Here is a 19319-nt window from a genome sequence, read left to right on the forward strand (position 1 = left end):
CAATTTCGCGTCACATTTGAGGCGAGGTGATTGTCCACGCTCGCCCTGAGTAAGTAAGTCGCCTGATTCGCTTAGTCGTGTAGCTGCGCGGCATCACGTGCTATAGGAGGATTATGGCAATATGCCAAAACTTAAATTTAAGCTGTAAGAGATGGACTACATGCGGCTTAATGAGAATATTTTAGTTGGATGGGAGGCTGTAAGAAGGGGATTACAAAGCCTGAAAATTAACAGCGTCCAGGCGAGGCGAGCAACTTAGAGATGGTTTCAATGCACTACCAGGATCGACGCGCACAAAAAAGCCCCGTTAACCGGGGCTTCTTGTGCAGCAGGGGAGGCTTACTTGCTTTTCGGCCTTTTGCTCGATGCATGGCCCGCTTCATCCACAAACACTTCGGCGACCGCAATCGCCTGGCTTTCGGTGGCGAATGTGCCGGCAACACTGTCACCGTGAAAATTGATCAAGTGCCAGCCGTCTGCTCGCTGCGTGATCAAGTAGCCGTTTACACCTTTTGGTTCTGACATCTATTGGCAATCTCGTGGTCGGGTTCAAGCTGCCCATGATAGCGCCAAATACCCGGGGGGCGGGCAAGATGTTGCAGGTCAGTGCTCGGCGGTTGAAAGCGTGCTAAAACGGTTGGCAGCCTTTTAAATAAAGGGGGCGGGCGTTTTTCGCCTGACCATTGGTGAAGCCCTTTGTAAGATCAGCGGAACTTACGCCGACATTTTTTCTCTATGATGACATCGCAACGCCTGCAGCCCCCATTGTAAGGTGACTGCGGCCTGATTAGACTGCGCCGAATTCCGTACGCACAGCCCTTTGTAAGGACTCATATGATCAAGAAATGCTTGTTCCCAGCAGCCGGTTACGGCACTCGCTTCTTGCCAGCGACCAAGGCCATGCCCAAAGAGATGCTGCCGGTGGTGAACAAGCCACTGATCCAGTACGGCGTCGAAGAGGCCCTGGATGCCGGCTTGAACGAAATCTCCATCGTGACCGGTCGTGGTAAGCGCGCCCTGGAAGACCACTTCGATATCAGCTACGAGTTGGAAAACCAGATCAAGGGCACCGACAAGGAAAAATACCTGGTCGGTATCCGTAAACTGCTCGACGAGTGCTCGTTCTCCTATACCCGCCAGACCCAGATGAAAGGCCTTGGCCACGCCATCCTCACCGGTCGCCCGCTAATCGGCGACGAGCCGTTCGCAGTCGTGCTGGCCGATGACCTGTGTGTGAACCTTGAAGGCGATGGTGTGCTGACCCAGATGGTCAAGCTCTACCAGAAGTATCGCTGCACCATCGTTGCGGTGATGGAAGTTGATCCATCGCAGACCAACAAGTACGGCGTGATCGCCGGTGACGATATTGGTGATGGCCTGATCCGCGTGCGCGATATGGTCGAGAAGCCAGCGCCGGAAGACGCGCCATCGAATCTGGCGATCATCGGTCGCTACATTCTGACTCCGGATATCTTCAAGCTGATCGAAGAAACCGAGCCAGGCAAGGGCGGCGAGATCCAGATCACCGACGCGCTGATGAAGCAGGCCAAAGATGGCTGCGTAATTGCGTACAAGTTCAAAGGCCAGCGCTTTGACTGCGGTGGTGCTGAAGGTTACATCGAAGCGACCAACTTCTGCTTCGAGCACTTCTACAAGACTGGCAAGGCTTACTGATTTACGCCTGCATCAATGTTTTAAGAGAAAGCCACCTTCGGGTGGCTTTTTCGTTTTTCAGCCCCATGTAAGTCGGTATGCTGGCGTCCTGCCGAGGAGAATGAAATGGCCTACGATTTTGACCTGTATGTAATTGGCGCCGGTTCCGGCGGTGTTCGGGCGGCGCGCTTTGCCGCGGGTTTTGGCGCCAAGGTGGCCGTGGCTGAAAGCCGCTACCTGGGCGGCACCTGCGTGAATGTCGGCTGCGTGCCGAAAAAGCTGTTGGTATACGGTGCGCACTTCGCCGAAGACTTCGAACAGGCCAGTGGTTTCGGCTGGTCGTTGGGTGAGGCGAACTTTGATTGGGCGACTCTGATCGCCAACAAGGATCGCGAGATCAATCGCCTCAACGGCATTTATCGCAACCTGCTGGTCAACAGTGGCGTGACCTTGCATGAAGGGCATGCACGCCTGGTTGATGCCCATCAGGTGGAGATCAACGGCGAACGCTTCACCGCCAAGCATATCCTGATCGCCACCGGCGGCTGGCCGCAGATCCCGGAGATTCCAGGGCGCGAACATGCCATTGGCTCCAATGAGGCGTTCTTTCTTAAAGAACTGCCCAAGCGTGTGCTGGTGGTGGGCGGTGGTTACATTGCGGTTGAGTTCGCCGGCATTTTCCACGGTTTGGGCGCACAAACGTCATTGCTGTACCGCGGTGATCTATTCCTGCGCGGCTTTGATGGCTCGGTGCGCAAGCATTTGCAGGAAGAGCTGACCAAGCGCGGCCTGGACCTGCAATTCAATGCCGACATCGAGCGCATCGACAAGCAAGCCGACGGCAGCCTCAAGGCCACTCTTAAGGATGGGCGTGTGCTGGAGGCCGATTGCGTGTTCTATGCCACCGGTCGCCGCCCGATGCTGGACAACCTGGGCCTGGAAAATACCGGGGTCAAGTTGGATGAGCGCGGTTTTGTCGCCGTGGATGAGCTGTACCAGACTGCCGAGCCGTCGATCCTGGCCATTGGCGATGTCATTGGTCGTGTGCAACTTACTCCCGTGGCGCTGGCCGAAGGCATGGCTGTGGCGCGGCGCCTGTTCAAGCCCGAGCAATACCGTCCGGTGGATTACGCCAATATCGCAACGGCGGTGTTCAGCCAACCGACTATCGGCACCGTAGGCCTGAGCGAAGAGGATGCGCGCGCCAAAGGCCACAAGGTGCAGATTTTCGAAAGCCGTTTCCGGCCGATGAAGCTGACCCTCACGGACTGTCAGGAAAAGACCCTGATGAAGTTGGTGGTCGATGCCGACACCGACAAAGTGCTGGGTTGCCACATGGTTGGCCCGGATGCTGGTGAGATCGTGCAAGGCCTGGCGATCGCGCTCAAGGCGGGCGCGACCAAGCAGCATTTCGACGAAACCATCGGCGTACACCCTACGGCGGCGGAAGAATTCGTCACCATGCGCACGCCTGTGGCCGACTGATCAGGTTGGCTGCGCTGCCTCTGGTGCCGTCGCAACGACTGCCGCCAGGCGCAGCGCGTCGATACTGGCCTGGGCCTTGATCAGGTCCGATTCCAGCGCCTTGTTGTGCCGTTGGTGCTCAAGTAGCGCCTCCTGGCGTGACTGACTGTCCTGCATTGCAACACGCAAGCGTTCCTGAAGCAGGGTACGCTCGCTGTCGATCCGGCTGAGCTGCTCGTTCAGTTTGAGTTGTGTGGCTTGATCCTTGCGGACCTGCTCTTGCAGCGCATTGAGTTCCTTGGCTGTCACACGCTGCTCGATCAGCAGGCGTTCATTGTCCCGATGCAGCTGGGTGATTTCATCCTGGCGTAACAGTGCGTTTTGCTGGGCCTGGCGCAGCTCGGCCTGCACCTGTTGCAACTGGCCTTCATGGCGGCGCTGCTCCTGCTCGCGCTGCTCCTTGATCGCATTGCGGTAATGCTCAAGTGCATCCCGGGCATGCAGGTGCTTTTCTTCCAGGGAACGAATCTGCTCATCCTTGTCGCTGATCCTTAGCTCGTAATCGCTGCACGCCTGGCTCAGCCCGGCGTTGCGGGTCTGTTCGGCCTGCAGACTGGTACTGGCGGTTTGCAAGGCGGCGCTTTCTTCCGTCAGGGCCGCGGCCTGGATGTCCAATTGCTGCTTGAGCTGGGCGTGCGCTTCTTCAAGGGCGTCAACCTGGGCGAGCAGGGCGGCTTTCTGTTGTTCGAATTGCGCCAGGGCCAGGTCAATCGGCTCCTGGGCTTTCTCTTTCAGGCGTTGGGCCAGGCGCGCGACCAGTTCGCCCAGCTCGTCGTCAATCGGCGCCTGGGTGATCGCCTGGCGGGTTTCGCTCTCGTCCAACTCCTTCAAATAGCGATGAATAGTGGTTTTCGAGCCGGTATTGCCCATCTCGATACGTACGGCATCGATGCTGGGGTTTTCGCCGCGGGCGAGGATTGCCAGGCGTGCCGTCTGAACTACTGCTTTGTTTATGCCGCCGCGAGCCATGGGGTCTCCGTCGATTTGATAATGTGGTACGTAGTATGTATATACATACTATAACACGCTTGAAAACTCTTTGAAATTCATGATTTATCAGGTGGGATATTGGCGTATTATCCCGGGTCATAGCCATTTTCCTTGCCAACCCTCCCGCAAACAGTACGAAAGACGCCTATGAGCGACCTGGACCGATATCTCAACGCCGCCACCCGCGACAACACGCGCCGCAGCTATCGGGCGGCCATCGAGCATTTCGAAGTGACGTGGGGCGGGTTCCTGCCCGCCACCAGTGACAGCGTGGCGCGTTACCTTGTGGCGCACGCCGGCGTGCTGGCGGTGAACACTCTTAAGCTGCGGCTCTCGGCCCTGTCGCAATGGCATGTCAGCCAAGGCTTTGCCGACCCGACCAAGGCGCCGGTGGTGCGCAAGGTGCTCAAGGGGATCCGTGCGGTGCACCCGGCGCGAGAAAGACAGGCCGAGCCTTTGCAGCTCAAGCACTTGGAACAGGTGGTAGCGTCCCTCGAAAGTGAGGCCAGGCAGGCCGCTGCGGATCAGGACATCCCTCGATTGCTACGCGCCAAACGCGACACCGCGCTGATCCTGCTGGGGTTCTGGCGCGGCTTTCGCAGTGATGAGCTATGCCGGTTGAGTATCGAGCATGTCCAGGCAGTGCCCGGGGCCGGCATCAGCCTGTATCTGCCGCGCAGCAAAAGCGACCGGGACAACCTGGGTAAGACCTACCAGACCCCGGCGCTGCTGCGTTTGTGTCCGGTGCAGGCCTACAGCGAGTGGATCAGCGCGTCGGCCCTGGTGCGCGGCCCGGTCTTCCGCGGCATTGACCGCTGGGGCAACTTGGGCGAGGAGGGCTTGCACCCCAACAGTGTGATCCCCTTATTGCGCCAGGCCCTTGAGCGCGCAGGCATTCCGGCTGCGCAATACACCAGCCATTCCCTGCGCCGAGGCTTCGCTACCTGGGCGCATCGCAGTGGGTGGGATTTGAAGTCACTGATGAGTTACGTCGGTTGGAACGACATGAAATCCGCCATGCGCTATGTTGAAGCGACGCCGTTTCTTGGCATGACCCTGGCTACCCAACCGCTGTTGTGAGATTTCTTCTATTAATACTGTTACCTGATAGAGAAAGCCAATCGTCAACATCAGGTTTGCCAATGAGCCATCGACCGAGAGAGCCGGTAGGATTCACCTCATCAACTTATTACTAACCCCTGACGGAGAGTCAACGATGCCTATCATCAACAGCCAAGTAAAACCGTTTAAAGCTACCGCTTTCAAAAACGGCAGCTTCGTCGATGTGACCGACGCTGACCTGAAAGGCAAGTGGTCGGTGGTGTTCTTCTACCCAGCCGACTTCACCTTCGTCTGCCCAACCGAACTGGAAGACTTGGCTGACAACTACGCCGAATTCCAGAAACTGGGCGTCGAGATCTACAGCGTTTCCACCGACACCCACTTTGCCCACGCTGCCTGGCACAACACTTCGCCAGCCATCGGCAAGATCCAGTACACCATGATCGGCGACCCAACCCTGACCATCTCGCGCAACTTCGACGTGCTGATCGAAGAAGCCGGCCTGGCAGACCGCGGTACTTTCGTGATCAACCCAGAAGGTCAGATCAAGATCGTTGAACTGAACGACGGCGGTGTTGGCCGTGACGCTTCCGAGCTGCTGCGCAAGATCAAGGCTGCTCAATACGTCGCTGCCCACCCAGGCGAAGTCTGCCCAGCCAAGTGGAAAGAAGGCGAGGCCACCCTGGCTCCGTCCCTGGACCTGGTCGGCAAGATCTAAGTCTGTGAAGACGTATCAAGGGCGGGAATCCGCACTTAAGTAAGCTGCATCCGCCCTCAAAACGCCCGGGCGAGATTCGCTCGGGCGTTTTTTTGTCCGCAATAAACCGAATGAACAGGAAATCGCCCGTATGTTGGACGCCAATCTTAAAGCTCAGTTGAAGTCATACCTGGAACGGGTCACCCAGCCGATCGAGATCGTCGCCTCCCTCGATGACGGCGCGAAATCCCAGGAAATGCTTGCTCTTTTGCAGGACGTCATCAGCCTCACCACGCTGATTACCCTGAAAACCGATGGCAATGATGCGCGCAGGCCATCGTTCTCCATCAACCGCCCGGGTGCCGATATCAGCCTGCGCTTCGCCGGCATCCCCATGGGCCATGAATTCACTTCGTTGGTGCTGGCCCTGCTGCAAGTCGGTGGCCACCCGTCGAAGGCCAGTGTCGAGGTGATTGAACAGATTCGCGCCCTCAAAGGCGAGTTCAGCTTCGAGACTTATTTCTCGCTGTCGTGCCAGAACTGCCCGGACGTGGTCCAGGCCTTGAACCTGATGGCCGTGCTGAACCCGAACATCCGCCACGTCGCCATCGACGGTGCGCTGTTCCAGGCCGAGGTCGACGAGCGCCAGATCATGGCGGTGCCGAGTGTCTACTTGAACGGGGTCAACTTCGGCCAGGGCCGTATGGGGCTGGAAGAAATCCTTGCCAAGCTCGACACCAGCGGCATCGAAAAAGCCGCGGAAAAAATCAGCGCAAAAGACGCCTTTGACGTACTCGTCGTCGGCGGTGGCCCGGCCGGTTCTTCGGCAGCCATCTATGCGGCGCGCAAAGGCATTCGTACCGGTGTCGCCGCCGAGCGTTTTGGTGGCCAGGTACTGGACACCATGTCCATTGAGAACTTTATCTCGGTACAGGAAACCGAAGGGCCGAAGCTGGCCAGCGCGTTGGAAGCGCATGTGCGCCAGTACGACGTGGACATCATGAACTTGCAGCGTGCCAGTAGCCTGGTTCCGGCGAAAAATCCTGGTGAGTTGCACGAAATTCGCTTCGAAAGCGGCGCGACCCTCAAGTCCAAGACTGTGATCCTGGCCACTGGCGCCCGCTGGAGAGAGATGGGCGTTCCGGGCGAGCAGGAATACAAGGCCAAGGGCGTTTGCTTTTGCCCGCACTGCGACGGCCCATTGTTCAAGGGCAAGCGCGTGGCGGTGATCGGCGGCGGTAACTCCGGCGTTGAGGCTGCCATTGACCTGGCCGGGATTGTCAGCCATGTCACGCTGCTTGAGTTCGACAGCAAGTTGCGCGCTGATGCGGTATTGCAACGCAAGCTCTATAGCCTGCCGAACGTGGATGTGATTACCAGCGCGCTGACCAGTGAAGTCAAGGGCGACGGCCAGAAAGTCACCGGCCTTGCCTACAAGGATCGCGACAGTGGCGAGTTCAAGACCCTCGACCTGGAAGGTATCTTTGTTCAGATCGGCCTGCTGCCCAACACCGATTGGCTCAAGGGCACTGTAGAACTGACCCCGCGCGGCGAGATTATCGTCGATGCCCGTGGCGAGACCTCATTGCCAGGCGTGTTTGCCGCCGGTGACGTCACTACCGTACCTTACAAGCAGATTGTGATCGCGGTGGGTGAGGGGGCCAAGGCTTCGTTGAGTGCCTTTGATCACTTGATTCGTACGTCGGCTCCGGCATAACCGAACCGTTGAAAAAAAAGCCCCACGATTGCTCGTGGGGCTTTTTGTGTTCTGTCGGAGCAAGGTTACATCGGCGCTGGCTGGATAATCTCGACCCAGTAGCCATCCGGGTCCTTGATGAAGGCGAGGCTCTTCATGCGGCCATCCGTCAGGCGCTTCTGGAAGTCGCAGCCCAGTGCTTCAAAACGCTCGCATGCCGCCACAATATCCGGCACCGAGATGCAGATATGGCCAAAGCCACGCGGGTCAGTATTGCCGTTGTGGTAAGCGAAGTCGGCGTCGTTTTCAGTGCCATGGTTGTGGGTCAGTTCCAGGATGCCCGGGATCGACTTCATCCACTGGGTGCGCTCGGCGGCGTCGGCCGGGATCTGGGCCTTGTCCACCAGGGCCAGGAAGTACAGGCTGAACTCGGCTTCCGGGAAGTCGCGTTTTTCAACCAGGGAAAACCCCAGTACACGGGTGTAGAAATCCAGTGACTGGGTGATGTCCTTGACCCGCAGCATGGTGTGGTTGAACACGAAGTTCGTCGTAGCGGTATCAGGCTGGGCGGTGACGCCCGGGAAAGTATTCAGATCGTGCAGGCTCATGGGCCCTCCGGAAAAATGGGGCAAAGCGGTCCCTTGGCTTGCGGCAGCCTCCGTGCAGCGGGACCATGATACGCAAGGCCTGCCCGCGGCGCCAAATGAAAAAGCGCACGCGGCCCTTGCGACCCGCACCGGCTGGGCCGCAAACTTTGCTGCTTGAACCTTGGGTGTTTTTTGCAATGATCGAGTTTCGTAGATTGCTGTTGAGCGCTGTGTGTGGGTTGCTGTCCAGTCCGTTGGTTCTGGCCGCCGACCCGGAAGTTCACTGGCCCAGTGGCTGGCAGGTCGAGGAAGTCGTGCCTGACGGCGAAACACCCGCCAAGCCTCAAGCGGTGTCGCGCCAGCGTGCGATCAAGAATGATGAAAATGGCGCGACCCTGATGGTTATGGAGTTGACTGGTACACCGATTGAAGCCGGACATAAAGTTAATCTTCCAGGCGTATTGCTGGAGATGCGCAAATCCATCCAGAAGGATTTTGCCCGAAGCGGTTATCAAAGCGTGTGCAGCAAGATGCATCCGAGCACATTAAGTCGTCTTGAAGCGCTCGAAACTACTTGTGTGATTACCGAGAATGGGCGGCACGTTCTGTCACAAACATTAGTCGCTGCAGTGGATGTCGATAGAGCCTATGTTTTTTCTTACGCCGGCCAGGTGAAAGCCTATGAGGCGAGCAAGGATGAAGTGAGTTCGGTGCGTAATAGCCTGAAGTTATGACCCGCCCAAGTTGAGCGAATGTGAACAATGTTGAGGGTTAGACAAGTTCGCTTTCGAACCCATAAAACAAAAGCCCCGCGTAAGCGGGGCTCTGTTTTAGTGGCTGTTGATCAGCCCCGAAGCCAGGAGTCTACAGTAGCGGCACCGTACTCTTCTTTCCAGGCTTTAAGGCCGCGGTGGTTGCCGCCTTTGGTCTCGATCAGTTCGCCGGTATGCGGGTTGTGGTAGACCTTGACGACCCGTGCACGCCGTTGTTTTGGCGCAGCGGCAACTGATGTGCCGCCTTTGCGTGGGGTTGGGTCAAGAATGGCGATGACGTCGCGCAGGCTTTTGCCGTAGCTGTCCATCAGCTTCTTGAGCTTTTCTTCGAATTCGATTTCTTTCTTCAGGCCTGCGTCGTTCTTCAAGGATTCCAGCTGCGCAAGCTGCTCTTGAAGGGCTTTTTCTGCTGCGCGAAATTCGGCGAGTCTGGACAAAATCTGTACTCCAATAGTGTAGTTGCTGATATCAACGGCAGACAAAGCAATCAGCCAGGAACGTTAAGATAACTCAACGGAAAACACCCTCTGCGAATTCTGCACAGGTAGGAAAAATTGTAGTAGTTAAATCATCTCGAGTAAATCATGTCTTTCGTCAAAAGAACAATCTTTCATCGACGCTGACGCGAGGCTATTCAATGATTGCTCAACGAGTTAATGAACTCGTCACAGGGTAACGGCCGGCCGAACAGATAGCCTTGTAAGAAATCCACACCTTGGGCAACGAGGTATTCGCATTGTTGTGATGTTTCCACGCCCTCGGCAACAATCCCAAGGTCCAGCTTGCCGGACAGTTCTATGATGCTGTCCAGAATGTGCCCCGACAGCGCATCCGCACCGATCATGGCGACAAAACTTTGGTCAATCTTCAAGTAATCGACGTTGAAGTTGCGTAAGTAAGCCAAGCTGGAGTGGCCGGTTCCAAAGTCATCGATCGCGATCAGCACACCCAACTGGTGCAGGGCATCGAACAATTGGCGGGTGATATCGGTGGGCTCGATCAGCTCGCGCTCGGTCAACTCCAGCACCAGGCTTACCTGGCCAGGGGGGAAGGCGGCCAGGAACTGCCGACAGTCCTCCACCAGCGCCAGGTCCTGGCAATGGCGTGCGGTGATGTTCACGCCAATATGGAAGCCTGGGCTGAAACGCGCGGCGTGGGGCGCCAGTTGCGCAGCGGTCTGGCGCAGCAGGGCGCGGGTCATCGGCACGATCAGGCCCGAGTCTTCGGCCAGCGGAATAAACAGGTCCGGCCGCACCAGGCCCTCTTTTGGATGTTTCCAGCGCATCAGCACTTCACAGCCTGCCCATTGACGCGTGTCTCCGCGTACCACTGGCTGGAAATACGGGATGAATTCGTTGGCATTCAACGCACGCTGCAATTCCTGGGTGGGGGCGGACGAGCGTTTTTGCAGCCAATGCGCAAGGATGCCCGCCAGTACACCGAAGAACACAACCAGGCTGAACAGTGCCGGATAGCGGGCCTGCATATAACGCCAGGTTTCCCCCTCGGGCATACCCGCCTCGACGCTGTAGTCATAACGCTCGGACGCCAGATGATGATGGGCCACGGCAAATTCCGGTACCACGCTGTCATGCACCTTGCCCTCGGCATCCAGCCAATGGGGGCCGACTTGCAAGACCAGATGGGCGTAACGGCTGATCAAGCGCAAGGCGTTGGTGAGGTGGTAGCTGTCAATCGAGGCAAACGCGCCCTGGTCGCCTTCCACCAGGCGATAGACCAGCAGCGCAGTATCTGGCGTGACAGGGTTGCCGTTCATCAGCCACAGCCGGCCATTCACGTAGTCATTCGGGTTGACCGGCGACTGATGGTTGCCGCCGAACAGCGAACTGCAATAAATGTTTTTCTGCCAGGACACTGTGGTGGCGCGTACAAACGGACGGCGCGTCACCTGTTCGCGCAGCGCCAATTGTGCCTGGCTGTCACATGGCTTACCCGCCAAAGGCAACAAAGATTGGGCGGCGAGGGCGGTATTGTCGAGCATCAGGTCGAACTGGCGCACGGCTTCTTGAGCGGTTTGGGCCGTGCTTTGCTCAAGCGTGCGCTCGGCTTGCCAGTAAAGAATTACAACCCCCAGCAGAACGGGCAGCAGCCCGCAGAGCGTGCTGACGAAATAGCGGGCGGCTCGGCTTCGTGGACCTTTGGCGGTCAGGGGCATAGAGGCAATCAATCGCAAAAAAGAGAGTGGGCTATGGCGATGATAGATGGCATTTCGCGACGCTGCTCGCTTGTTTGAAACCTGCTGACCTAGCCGTTCGGTCAGTTGTGGCGTGCACTTCGACTTGGCAACATAAACTTCGTTGCAAAACGTAAGAGACTCAGTAGCACTAACCCCTACAGCCTCTTTCACAGCCACTCAGCCCAATTTTGGCGGGACGGTCCCATCTCGCCCTTCGATTGTCGTGTCTTGGCTTGCAACACTTTTAATGACATTCACTAGGAAGTATCTGCAATGAAAACTATCGCATTGGCCGTTGTATTTCTGGCGGTCACCGGCGTTGCCGCCCTGCCTGCTGTTGCCGCAGACGGCAAGATCACCTTGACCGGTGAAATCACCGGCACCACCTGCAGCATCAGCGGTGGCACGGGCTCGGCACCCGGCACCAGCCCGGATTTTTCGGTGCCGCTCAACAAGGTCCAGGCCAGCGCGCTCAAGGCGCCAGGCCAGACGGCCGGGGCAAAACCCTATTACATTCATGTCGGTTCCTGCCCGAAGGATACGACTGTCGCTGTGATGTATGAGAGCAGCAGCCCCGCAATCAACCCGGCGACCGGCAACCTGGTCAACCAGGCACCGGCCAAGCCGGAACCTGCCACCTTCGTTGAAGTGCAACTGGTGGACGGCGTCACCCACCGGCCCATGGACCTGCGCCTGGGCCAGAACTCGAGCCCCGCGAAAGTCCCTGCAAGCGGCGAGGTGTCGCTGCCCTTTGCTGCCCAATACATTGCCACGGGCACTGCGACGCCAGGCCCGGTCAGTACGCAAGTGCTGTATTCGGTGACGTTCCCCTGATCGAGGCCCGGTTGCCTGGCCGTACGCCAGGCAAGGACAGACCAAATGCTTGCCCGGACATTGCTATTGACCCCCCTGCTGAGCGCACTGCTGATCAGTGTCGGGTTGCTGTCCGCCGCTCACGCCGGCGTAGTGATCGACGGCACGCGGCACATCTATCCGCAGCAGCGTCGGGAAATCACGCTGCGCCTGACCAATGACGATCAGCGAGCGCCGCGCCTGGTGCAAGTGTGGCTGGACCAGGGCGACCCGGCGCAAGCCCCCTCCGACAGCGAGGTGCCGTTCAGCCTGTCGCCGCCAGTGTTCCGCATGGACGCAGGCAAAAGCCAGGTGGTGCGACTGGTCTATACCCAGGATCCGCTGCCGGCTGACCGCGAATCGTTGTTCTGGCTCAACGCCCTGGAGATACCGCCCAAGGTCAACGTCGCACCGGACAGTCCGCAAGAGGCCTCATCGAACCACCTGCAGTTCGCTTTTCGTATCCGCACCAAAGTGTTTTTCCGTCCGGCGCAATTGCCGGGCTCTGCGGACGAGGCGCCCACCCAATTAAGCTGGACCCTGCACCGGAGTGCCCAGGGACCGCTACTGGAAGTGCACAACCCATCGGCTTATCACGTGACCTTCAATGAGGTTGCCTTGGCCATGGGTTCGGGGCCGGGTGCCCGCCTGTTACCGGCGGGAGAGGGCATGGTGGCCCCCGGAGGCAGCTTGAAGCTGCCCGTCAGGGACGCCGTACAGGCAATACCCGCGGACGCCCAGGTGCATTTCAAATACATCAATGATTACGGCGCATTCTCCGTGCCGCAGCGTGCTCCCTTGAAGTTCTGATCATGTATGCCTTACTGCAAATACCCGTTCACCGCGTCACTGCCTGGCTGTTCGCCAACCCCAGGTTACTGCTATGGCTGGGCCTGCTCAGTACCTTATTGATGTCGGCAGAGGCCGCGCCACTGTTGTTTGACATCGAGGCGTTCGCCAGCGGCCTGTCCTCTTCGGCAGATATCTCACGTTTCAATACCAGCAACGTGTTGGCGCCGGGTGTCTATCGCATGGATGTGATGCTCAACGGGCAATCGATGGGACGCCGCGAGATCACCTTCGCCGCCCTTGCCGGACAGGACGACGCTCAGCCTTGCCTGAACGCTGCCGAGCTTGGCCAACTGGGGGTTTCTGTGCAGGCGCTGGGGGATAACACCGAGCATGCCTGCCGGGATTTTGCCGAGTGGATCCCCATGGCCAGCAGCCGCGTCGATATCGAGACCCTGACCCTGGATGTCAGCATCCCCCAGGTCTATATCAACCGCGCCGTGCGCGGCTCCGTTGACCCGTCTCAGTGGGACAACGGCATTGACGCCGCGCTGCTCAACTACAACTTCAGTGCCGCGACGGCGACGGCGGGCACTGGTGAGGATCGTGGCTACCTGGGCCTCAACGGCGGTCTCAACCTGGGCGACTGGCGGCTACGCCATCAGGGTGGACAGGCATGGGCATCCGGTAGCGGCCTGGCACCTTATCAACACACCGCCACCTACCTGCAACGGCCCCTTGCCGCCTGGCGTTCACAGCTGACCGTCGGCGACAGTTTCAGCAGTGGCCAGATCCTCGACGGTGTGCGTGTACGCGGCATCACCCTGGCCACCGATGACCGCATGCTTGCCCAGTCTCAACAAGGCTATGCGCCTCAGGTGCGCGGCATTGCCGACAGCAATGCAACCGTGACGGTGCGCCAGAACGGCTACACGCTTTACGAGACTACAGTGGCCCCAGGGCCGTTTGTCATCGATGACCTGTACCCCACCGGATATGGCGGCGACCTGCACGTCAGCGTCACTGAGGTTGACGGCCGGCGCAGCACCTTCATCGTGCCATACTCCGTGGCGCCCTACCTGTTGCGTGACGGTGCCAGCCACTACAGCGCCACCCTGGGACAGTTGCAGCAACAGGGTGTCAGCGACGCCAGCCCTTTGATCTTCCAGGGTACGCTGCAGCATGGCCTGAGTGATCGCCTGAGCGCCTATGGTGGCAGCACGTTTTCCCAAGGCTACGGCCAGGGCAAGGCCGGCCTGGCGATGAGTACCGCGATTGGCGCGTTCTCCCTCGACAGCACCCACTCGCGCACCCAGGTACAGGGGCTGGGGGTCGTCGGAGGGCAAAGCTGGGGCCTGGCCTATAACAAGAACCTGCCGTTCTCGGGGACGCACTTTGCGCTGGGTGCCTACCGTTTCTCCACGGCCGGTTACCTGAACCTGCCTGACGCGCTTAATGTGCGCGAACTGGCCCACCAAGGCGCAAGTATCAATAGTTACGCCAGGCAGAAAAGCCGCCTCGACCTGACAATCAGCCAACAGCTGGGCGCAGGCTCGCTGAGCCTGTATGGCAGTTCCATCGACTACTGGGCGGGCCGCCAAGGGCGCCAGACATCCTTCACCCTCAGTTACGCGGCCAATTGGAAGTCGCTCAACTGGAACCTCTCGGCGCAGCGCTCGCGCGTCAGTGAAACCCACCCATTGAGCGATCACGAGCGCAGCGACGAGATCTTTTTTGGCCGCTCCGCGCAGGCTGGGCGCGTGGATAATCACCTGGTGCTGACACTGTCCATGCCATTGGGCGTGGGAACGCGTGCGCCGACCTTGAGCAGTAGCCTGTCGCGCGATGCTGGCGATTCGCGCGGCAGCCAGCACCAGGTGGGGATCAATGGTGTGCTGGGCAACGCCGGTGAAGCCAACTACGGGCTGACCGGCAGCCGTGGCACCGGCCATCAGGAAGGCTCCAGCTTAAATGCCTACGCCGGCTATCGTAGCCGCGCTGCCAGCCTGAGGGCTGGCTATGCCCAGGCCCGCGACAGCGCGCAACTGTCCATGAGTGCCGACGGCGGGCTGATTGCCCACGAGGGTGGCGTGACCTTTTCGCAGAATCTCGGTGAAGCCTCGGCGCTGGTGTATGCGCCGGATGCACAAGATGCCCGGCTCGGCAGCAGCGGGGCGCGTATCAATAAGCAGGGCTATGCGGTGCTGCCAGCCCTCAGGGCTTATCAGCGCAATGACGTGGATATCGATCCCGAGGGCATGCCCATGGATGTGGAACTCAAGGAATCGAGTCACGCCGTGGTACCGACGCTGGGGGCGGTCTCACTGGTCAGGTTCGAGACCGTCAGTGGCCGTGCCGTGGTGATCAAGGCCACCCATATGAACGGCCAGCCGCTGCCATTTGCCGCCCAGGTGTTTGACGAGCGCGGCACCGAAATTGGTGTGATCGGCCAGGCGGGCAAGGCCTTTGTGCGCGGAGTCGCCGACCAGGGCCGGTTGACTGTGCGCTGGAATGCAGGGGCGGGTGACCAGTGCTTTATCCACTACCGTTTACCTCCGCGCAGGCCCGGGCAACGCCAGGAAAACGCGGACCAGTTGGTCAGCCAGTGTTCGGACCACGGCGGCGCGGACAAGGAGCGCAGCTGATGAGCAAGCAACTGTTCAATACCATGCTCGGCCTCGTCCTGTCGGCACAGGCCGTACTGGCCCATGGGGAAATCGTCATTGACCGCACCCGCATCATTTATACAGCCAGCGCACCGGGAGTGACGGTCAACCTGCGCAATGAAGCCGACGGCCCGCGATTGGTCCAGGTGTGGATTGATGCGGGCGACCCGCAAGTCGTGCCTGAATTGAGTGATGTGCCCTTTACAGTCACGCCGCCGATCCTGCGCCTGGATGCCGGCCAGCGCCGCGCATTGCGGGTGATGTACCACGCACCTCAAGGCAAGGCTATTGCCGCGTCTCAAGAGTCGGTGTACTGGCTGAATGTGCTGGGGATCAGGCCGTCTGTCGACACCGGCAACCAGCTCCAATTTGCCTTTCGCACACGGATCAAGCTGTTCCTGCGCCCGGACGCCTTGCCAGGCCAGGCCCAGCAGGCGGTGGGAAGGTTGCAGTGGCACCTGGCGGACGACGGCGCGGTGCAGGTGCGCAACCCGAGCGCCTTCCATGTGAGTCTTTCCAGCGTGTTACTGACCATCGACGGGCTGGAGTATTGCAGTGAAGACCCGCCGATGCTGTTGCCGCAGTCGGTTGCCCGCATCCTGTTGAAGGGCCGGGCGCCGACGGGGCAGGGGACGGGCGCGGTGCGTTTTACCACCCTGGATGACCATGGCACGACACGCGAGCACACGGCGGTTGTTGGCCGCAGTAAGGAGTTGGCGCTATGAACGGTGTTCAATTGTTTCTGAGCAGGCTTTTACCGATTGGCGCGTGCCTGGGTGCTTGCGCATTCACCATGGACGCACAGGCGCATTTCAATGCAGGCGTCTGTACCCCGCAAGCCCCCGTGACGCTGTCTTTCCCACCCATCACCTTGCCTGACAACCTGCAAGTGGGCGAGGCGATTGGCTACCCGAGCGGTTATGACTTTGCCAGCAATGGCTTTGTCATGCAGTGTCGCTACACCGACTGGCCATTGTTGCAGCCGGTGTCGGCCAACCTCAGCGTGGTCAATTCGCCGGCAACCGGCATGACGTTCAACGCCAATGGGCTGACGTTGCCCGTCTACGCGACCAGCTATCCTGGCGTCGGATTCGTCATGATGGCCGGGGACCCGTCCCGGGATTTTAAAGTCATCACCCACACCGGCGTCACGCTGTTGGACGCCAAGCACAACAAACCCAATGGCTGGGGCCTGCAAGGGCGCGTATACCTGGTGGCAACGGGCCCGATCACGTCGGGTACCCTCCCTGGAAACACAGTCGCCAGGTATGTGCTCACCAACGTCAGTATCGAAAGCCCCGGCGCTGGCTCGGTCAACTTTGCCGATACGGTGATACTGCCGCCGCAAAAACCGACTTGCCGGGTGACCACGCCGTCGCTTGCAATGCCGCTGGGGCTGGTGCCCAACCGCGACTTCAAGGGAGTGGGCAGCCACGCCGGCAGCGTCAATCGCAACATAACCCTGGACTGTGCCGGCGGCACCGGTGGCAACCTCGATGTCTGGATCACCGTGACGGACCAGACAGACCCCGGCAATCGCAGTAACCAGTTGTCGCTGACCCGCGACTCGGGCGCCCGTGGCGTCGCCCTGCAACTGCTCAGTGGCGACCGGTTGGTGAGCTACGGTCCCGATGCCTCCGGCGTGGGCAACCCGAACCAATGGCAGGTCGCAAGCACGGGCAACGGTACCCTGACGATTCCCTTGACCGCCCGCTACGTTCAAACCGCATCGACCATCAAGCCCGGGACCGCCAACGGCCTGGCCTCGTTTACCCTGAGTTACCGGTGAGTTGCGGGATCGGGGTACAGCGTTTGCGCCAGCGTGATAAACGCCAGGGTAGCGGGTGAGGCCTGGCGCCGATCCAGCACCGCCAGACCAATGCGCCGCCGTACGCTCGGCGACAAGGGGCGGGCAAGGTAGCGCGGGTGGGCATAGGTCGGCAGTGAGCCCTGGGCCACGATGCTCAGGCCGTCGCCGCGGCTGACCGCCTCCAAGGTGCTGAGCAACTGGGTGCAGCGATACCGCACTTTGGGCTGCAGCTGCGCTTCATCGAACAAACGCGTGACCAGCTCTGAGGAGCCTGCCTCGGTAAGGATGAACGGGTCATCGCACAACGCATGCAGGGGCACCGCAGTGCTTGCCGCCAAGGCATGGTCGACCGGTATCAGCGCCACCAGTTGGTCTTCGAGCAGGGCCACGGTGTCGAAGCGGTCCTGCTCCAGTACCACGAAGCCCACATCCACCCGGCGCTGATCCAGCCATTGGATGACCTGTCGGTCTGGTCCTTCGTCCACATGCACCTCGATACCCGGGTAGTCCCGGCGAAAATGGCTGAGGATAGTCGGCAGCAAGTGGTTCGAAGCGGTTGGCCCGAACGAGCCTATGCGCAGCGTGCCGCGCTTCATCCCGCGGGCATCTGCGGCTTCCTGTTGCAAGGTATTGGCCAGGCCCAGCATGCCCCGCGCCCGCCCGAGCAACTGCTCGCCGATATCACTCAGTTCCACCAGGGTCTGATGACGGCGAAACAGCTCCACCCCCAGCTCCTGCTCCAGGGCCTTGATCGCATGGGACACGGCCGACTGGCTGATACCCAGGCGATGCGCCGCGCTGGTGAAGCCGCGTAGTTCGGCAACCAGTGAGAAGATCTCCAGCTGGGTCAGGGTCATGAGTAAAGCCTCATTTTACGATGACTGATCATTAGCCAAAGAATAACGCCATCCTCTCTCACGTTGAGCACATTCTTATGCATCCTGCCCGCGAAGGCCTTACTTACCTGAAGCTGGCCGCTGTCACCATGATCTGGGGCGGGACTTTCGTCGCCGGGCGCTTTCTGGCCGATCAAGTGGACCCGCTGCTCGCGGCCTGCCTGCGGTTTATCCTGGCCAGCCTGGCGCTGCTGCTGTTCCTGGCCTGCGCACGGATCCCCCTGGCTCGCCCGAGTACGAGACAAATGGCACGGCTGATGCTGCTGGGGTTATGCGGCATCTTTTTCTACAACCTGTGTTTTTTCTATGGGCTGCACTACATCAATGCGTCGCGGGCGTCCTTGATCGTGGCATTGAACCCCGCAGTGATTGGCCTGGCGTCCTGGTTGCTGTTCAAGGAACGCCTGGGGCGGGCCAAGTGGCTGGGCATCGGGCTGTGCCTGCTGGGGGCGGCAGTGGTGATCGTGAGCCGCAATCCCAACCTCATGCAGGGGGCGCGCAACGCCTGGGTCGGTGATCTGTTGATCCTGGGTTGCGTAATCGCCTGGGGCGCCTATTCGCTGCTGTCCCGGGAACTCAACCAGACATTGGGACCGGTGCAAACCGTCACTTGGTCGGTGCTCTGGGGTACGCTGATGTTGACCCTTGCTACCCTCGCCACCGGTCGGCTGACGCTGCAAGGTTTCAGTGCGCTGCAGCTGGCGCAGTGGTACAGCCTGCTGTACCTGGGTGTGCTGGGTTCGGCCCTGGCCTATATTGGTTATTACGACGGCATCCGGCGAATCGGTGCAACCCGCTCCGGCGTGTTCATCGCCCTCAACCCACTGACGGCAGTGATGTGTGGCGCGCTGTTGCTGGACGAAGCCTTGACGGCGCCGATGCTGGCAGGTGGCGCCGTGATCCTGCTGGGCATCTACTTGTGCAATAAACCCCTTGCACAGGGCAGGGCGACGGGGATTTGATAAGAGTACGGACAAACCTGTTTACGCTGTGTAGAATCGATTTACGCATACAAGAATATGGACTTGCGCTCACGCAAGCCTCGGCCGTCAGAGACTGATGACACCATGAAGCTACTTGGCTCCCCCCTCATCTTTGGTGACTTCCTCGCCCGCAGCGTGCGAGGC

The 19319-nt window shown here is 59.6% G+C and carries 18 protein-coding genes; 12 read left to right on the plus strand and 6 right to left on the minus strand.

The window, feature by feature from the left end; translation table 11 throughout:
* Positions 1–339: 339 nt before the first annotated feature.
* Positions 340–525: a hypothetical protein gene (locus KVH01_RS27295; protein WP_043049884.1), complete on the minus strand. Its 186-nt coding sequence runs from the start codon at positions 523–525 to the stop codon at positions 340–342.
* Positions 526–834: 309 nt separating this feature from the next.
* Between KVH01_RS27295 and galU the strand changes: the two genes are divergently transcribed.
* Both galU and gorA read left to right on the plus strand, forming a co-directional pair.
* Positions 835–1674 carry a UTP--glucose-1-phosphate uridylyltransferase GalU gene (gene galU / locus KVH01_RS27300; RefSeq protein ID WP_043049885.1) on the plus strand — a complete coding sequence of 280 codons (840 nt, stop codon included), beginning with the start codon at positions 835–837 and terminating at the stop codon, positions 1672–1674.
* A gap of 105 nt (positions 1675–1779) precedes the next feature.
* On the plus strand, positions 1780–3138 hold the full coding sequence (gorA, locus tag KVH01_RS27305; protein WP_043049886.1) for a glutathione-disulfide reductase: 1359 nt from the start codon (positions 1780–1782) through the stop codon (positions 3136–3138).
* On the opposite strand, the gene KVH01_RS27310 is transcribed toward gorA, so the two are convergent.
* Positions 3139–4146 carry a DNA-binding protein gene (locus tag KVH01_RS27310; protein WP_217883580.1) on the minus strand — a complete coding sequence of 336 codons (1008 nt, stop codon included), beginning with the start codon at positions 4144–4146 and terminating at the stop codon, positions 3139–3141.
* Positions 4147–4314: 168 nt separating this feature from the next.
* Here KVH01_RS27310 and KVH01_RS27315 point away from each other — a divergent pair, with 168 nt between their 5' ends.
* The 3 genes from KVH01_RS27315 (at position 4315) to ahpF (ending at position 7643) form a co-directional block, all read left to right on the plus strand.
* A complete protein-coding gene (locus KVH01_RS27315; protein WP_217883581.1) occupies positions 4315–5247 on the plus strand; it encodes a site-specific integrase in 933 nt (310 codons plus the stop codon).
* Positions 5248–5383: 136 nt separating this feature from the next.
* A complete protein-coding gene (gene ahpC, locus KVH01_RS27320) occupies positions 5384–5947 on the plus strand; it encodes an alkyl hydroperoxide reductase subunit C (RefSeq protein WP_003191303.1) in 564 nt (187 codons plus the stop codon).
* Between the two features lie 130 nt (positions 5948–6077).
* The gene (gene ahpF / locus KVH01_RS27325) at positions 6078–7643 is read left to right on the plus strand and encodes an alkyl hydroperoxide reductase subunit F (protein WP_217883582.1); all 1566 of its coding nucleotides are present in this window, start codon (positions 6078–6080) and stop codon (positions 7641–7643) included.
* Between the two features lie 65 nt (positions 7644–7708).
* On the opposite strand, the gene gloA is transcribed toward ahpF, so the two are convergent.
* Positions 7709–8230, minus strand: a complete 522-nt coding sequence (gene gloA, locus KVH01_RS27330) for a lactoylglutathione lyase (protein WP_217883583.1) — start codon at positions 8228–8230, stop codon at positions 7709–7711.
* A gap of 176 nt (positions 8231–8406) precedes the next feature.
* Between gloA and KVH01_RS27335 the strand changes: the two genes are divergently transcribed.
* Positions 8407–8943 (plus strand): DUF4946 domain-containing protein, encoded by a 537-nt coding sequence (locus KVH01_RS27335; RefSeq protein WP_217883610.1) that lies wholly within the window; start codon positions 8407–8409, stop codon positions 8941–8943.
* Positions 8944–9053: 110 nt separating this feature from the next.
* On the opposite strand, the gene KVH01_RS27340 is transcribed toward KVH01_RS27335, so the two are convergent.
* Both KVH01_RS27340 and KVH01_RS27345 read right to left on the minus strand, forming a co-directional pair.
* Positions 9054–9419: a histone-like nucleoid-structuring protein, MvaT/MvaU family gene (locus KVH01_RS27340; RefSeq protein ID WP_043049892.1), complete on the minus strand. Its 366-nt coding sequence runs from the start codon at positions 9417–9419 to the stop codon at positions 9054–9056.
* 197 nt (positions 9420–9616) lie between these two features.
* Positions 9617–11158, minus strand: a complete 1542-nt coding sequence (locus tag KVH01_RS27345; protein ID WP_217883584.1) for an EAL domain-containing protein — start codon at positions 11156–11158, stop codon at positions 9617–9619.
* Positions 11159–11452: 294 nt separating this feature from the next.
* On the opposite strand from KVH01_RS27345, the gene KVH01_RS27350 reads away from it, so the two are divergent.
* The 5 genes from KVH01_RS27350 to KVH01_RS27370 are packed head-to-tail and all read left to right on the plus strand — an operon-like array spanning position 11453 to position 17275.
* The gene (locus KVH01_RS27350; protein WP_043049894.1) at positions 11453–12013 is read left to right on the plus strand and encodes a fimbrial protein; all 561 of its coding nucleotides are present in this window, start codon (positions 11453–11455) and stop codon (positions 12011–12013) included.
* 45 nt (positions 12014–12058) lie between these two features.
* Positions 12059–12841: a fimbrial biogenesis chaperone gene (locus KVH01_RS27355; protein ID WP_217883585.1), complete on the plus strand. Its 783-nt coding sequence runs from the start codon at positions 12059–12061 to the stop codon at positions 12839–12841.
* A gap of 2 nt (positions 12842–12843) precedes the next feature.
* Positions 12844–15465 carry a fimbria/pilus outer membrane usher protein gene (locus KVH01_RS27360; RefSeq protein WP_217883586.1) on the plus strand — a complete coding sequence of 874 codons (2622 nt, stop codon included), beginning with the start codon at positions 12844–12846 and terminating at the stop codon, positions 15463–15465.
* A complete protein-coding gene (locus KVH01_RS27365) occupies positions 15465–16211 on the plus strand; it encodes a fimbrial biogenesis chaperone (protein ID WP_217883587.1) in 747 nt (248 codons plus the stop codon). The genes KVH01_RS27360 and KVH01_RS27365 overlap by 1 nt, the downstream gene beginning before the upstream one ends.
* Positions 16208–17275 carry a fimbrial protein gene (locus KVH01_RS27370; RefSeq protein WP_217883588.1) on the plus strand — a complete coding sequence of 356 codons (1068 nt, stop codon included), beginning with the start codon at positions 16208–16210 and terminating at the stop codon, positions 17273–17275. Before KVH01_RS27365 ends, KVH01_RS27370 begins: the two co-directional genes overlap by 4 nt.
* Here KVH01_RS27370 and KVH01_RS27375 read toward each other — a convergent pair.
* Positions 17266–18153 carry a LysR family transcriptional regulator gene (locus tag KVH01_RS27375; RefSeq protein ID WP_217883589.1) on the minus strand — a complete coding sequence of 296 codons (888 nt, stop codon included), beginning with the start codon at positions 18151–18153 and terminating at the stop codon, positions 17266–17268. The two genes, KVH01_RS27370 and KVH01_RS27375, sit on opposite strands and share 10 nt — an antisense overlap.
* 77 nt (positions 18154–18230) lie before the next feature.
* Here KVH01_RS27375 and KVH01_RS27380 point away from each other — a divergent pair, with 77 nt between their 5' ends.
* Positions 18231–19154 carry a DMT family transporter gene (locus tag KVH01_RS27380; protein WP_217883590.1) on the plus strand — a complete coding sequence of 308 codons (924 nt, stop codon included), beginning with the start codon at positions 18231–18233 and terminating at the stop codon, positions 19152–19154.
* Positions 19155–19319: the final 165 nt, after the last annotated feature.

The sequence above is a fragment of the Pseudomonas khavaziana genome (assembly GCF_019145205.1).
Classification (GTDB): Bacteria; Pseudomonadota; Gammaproteobacteria; order Pseudomonadales; family Pseudomonadaceae; genus Aquipseudomonas; species Aquipseudomonas khavaziana.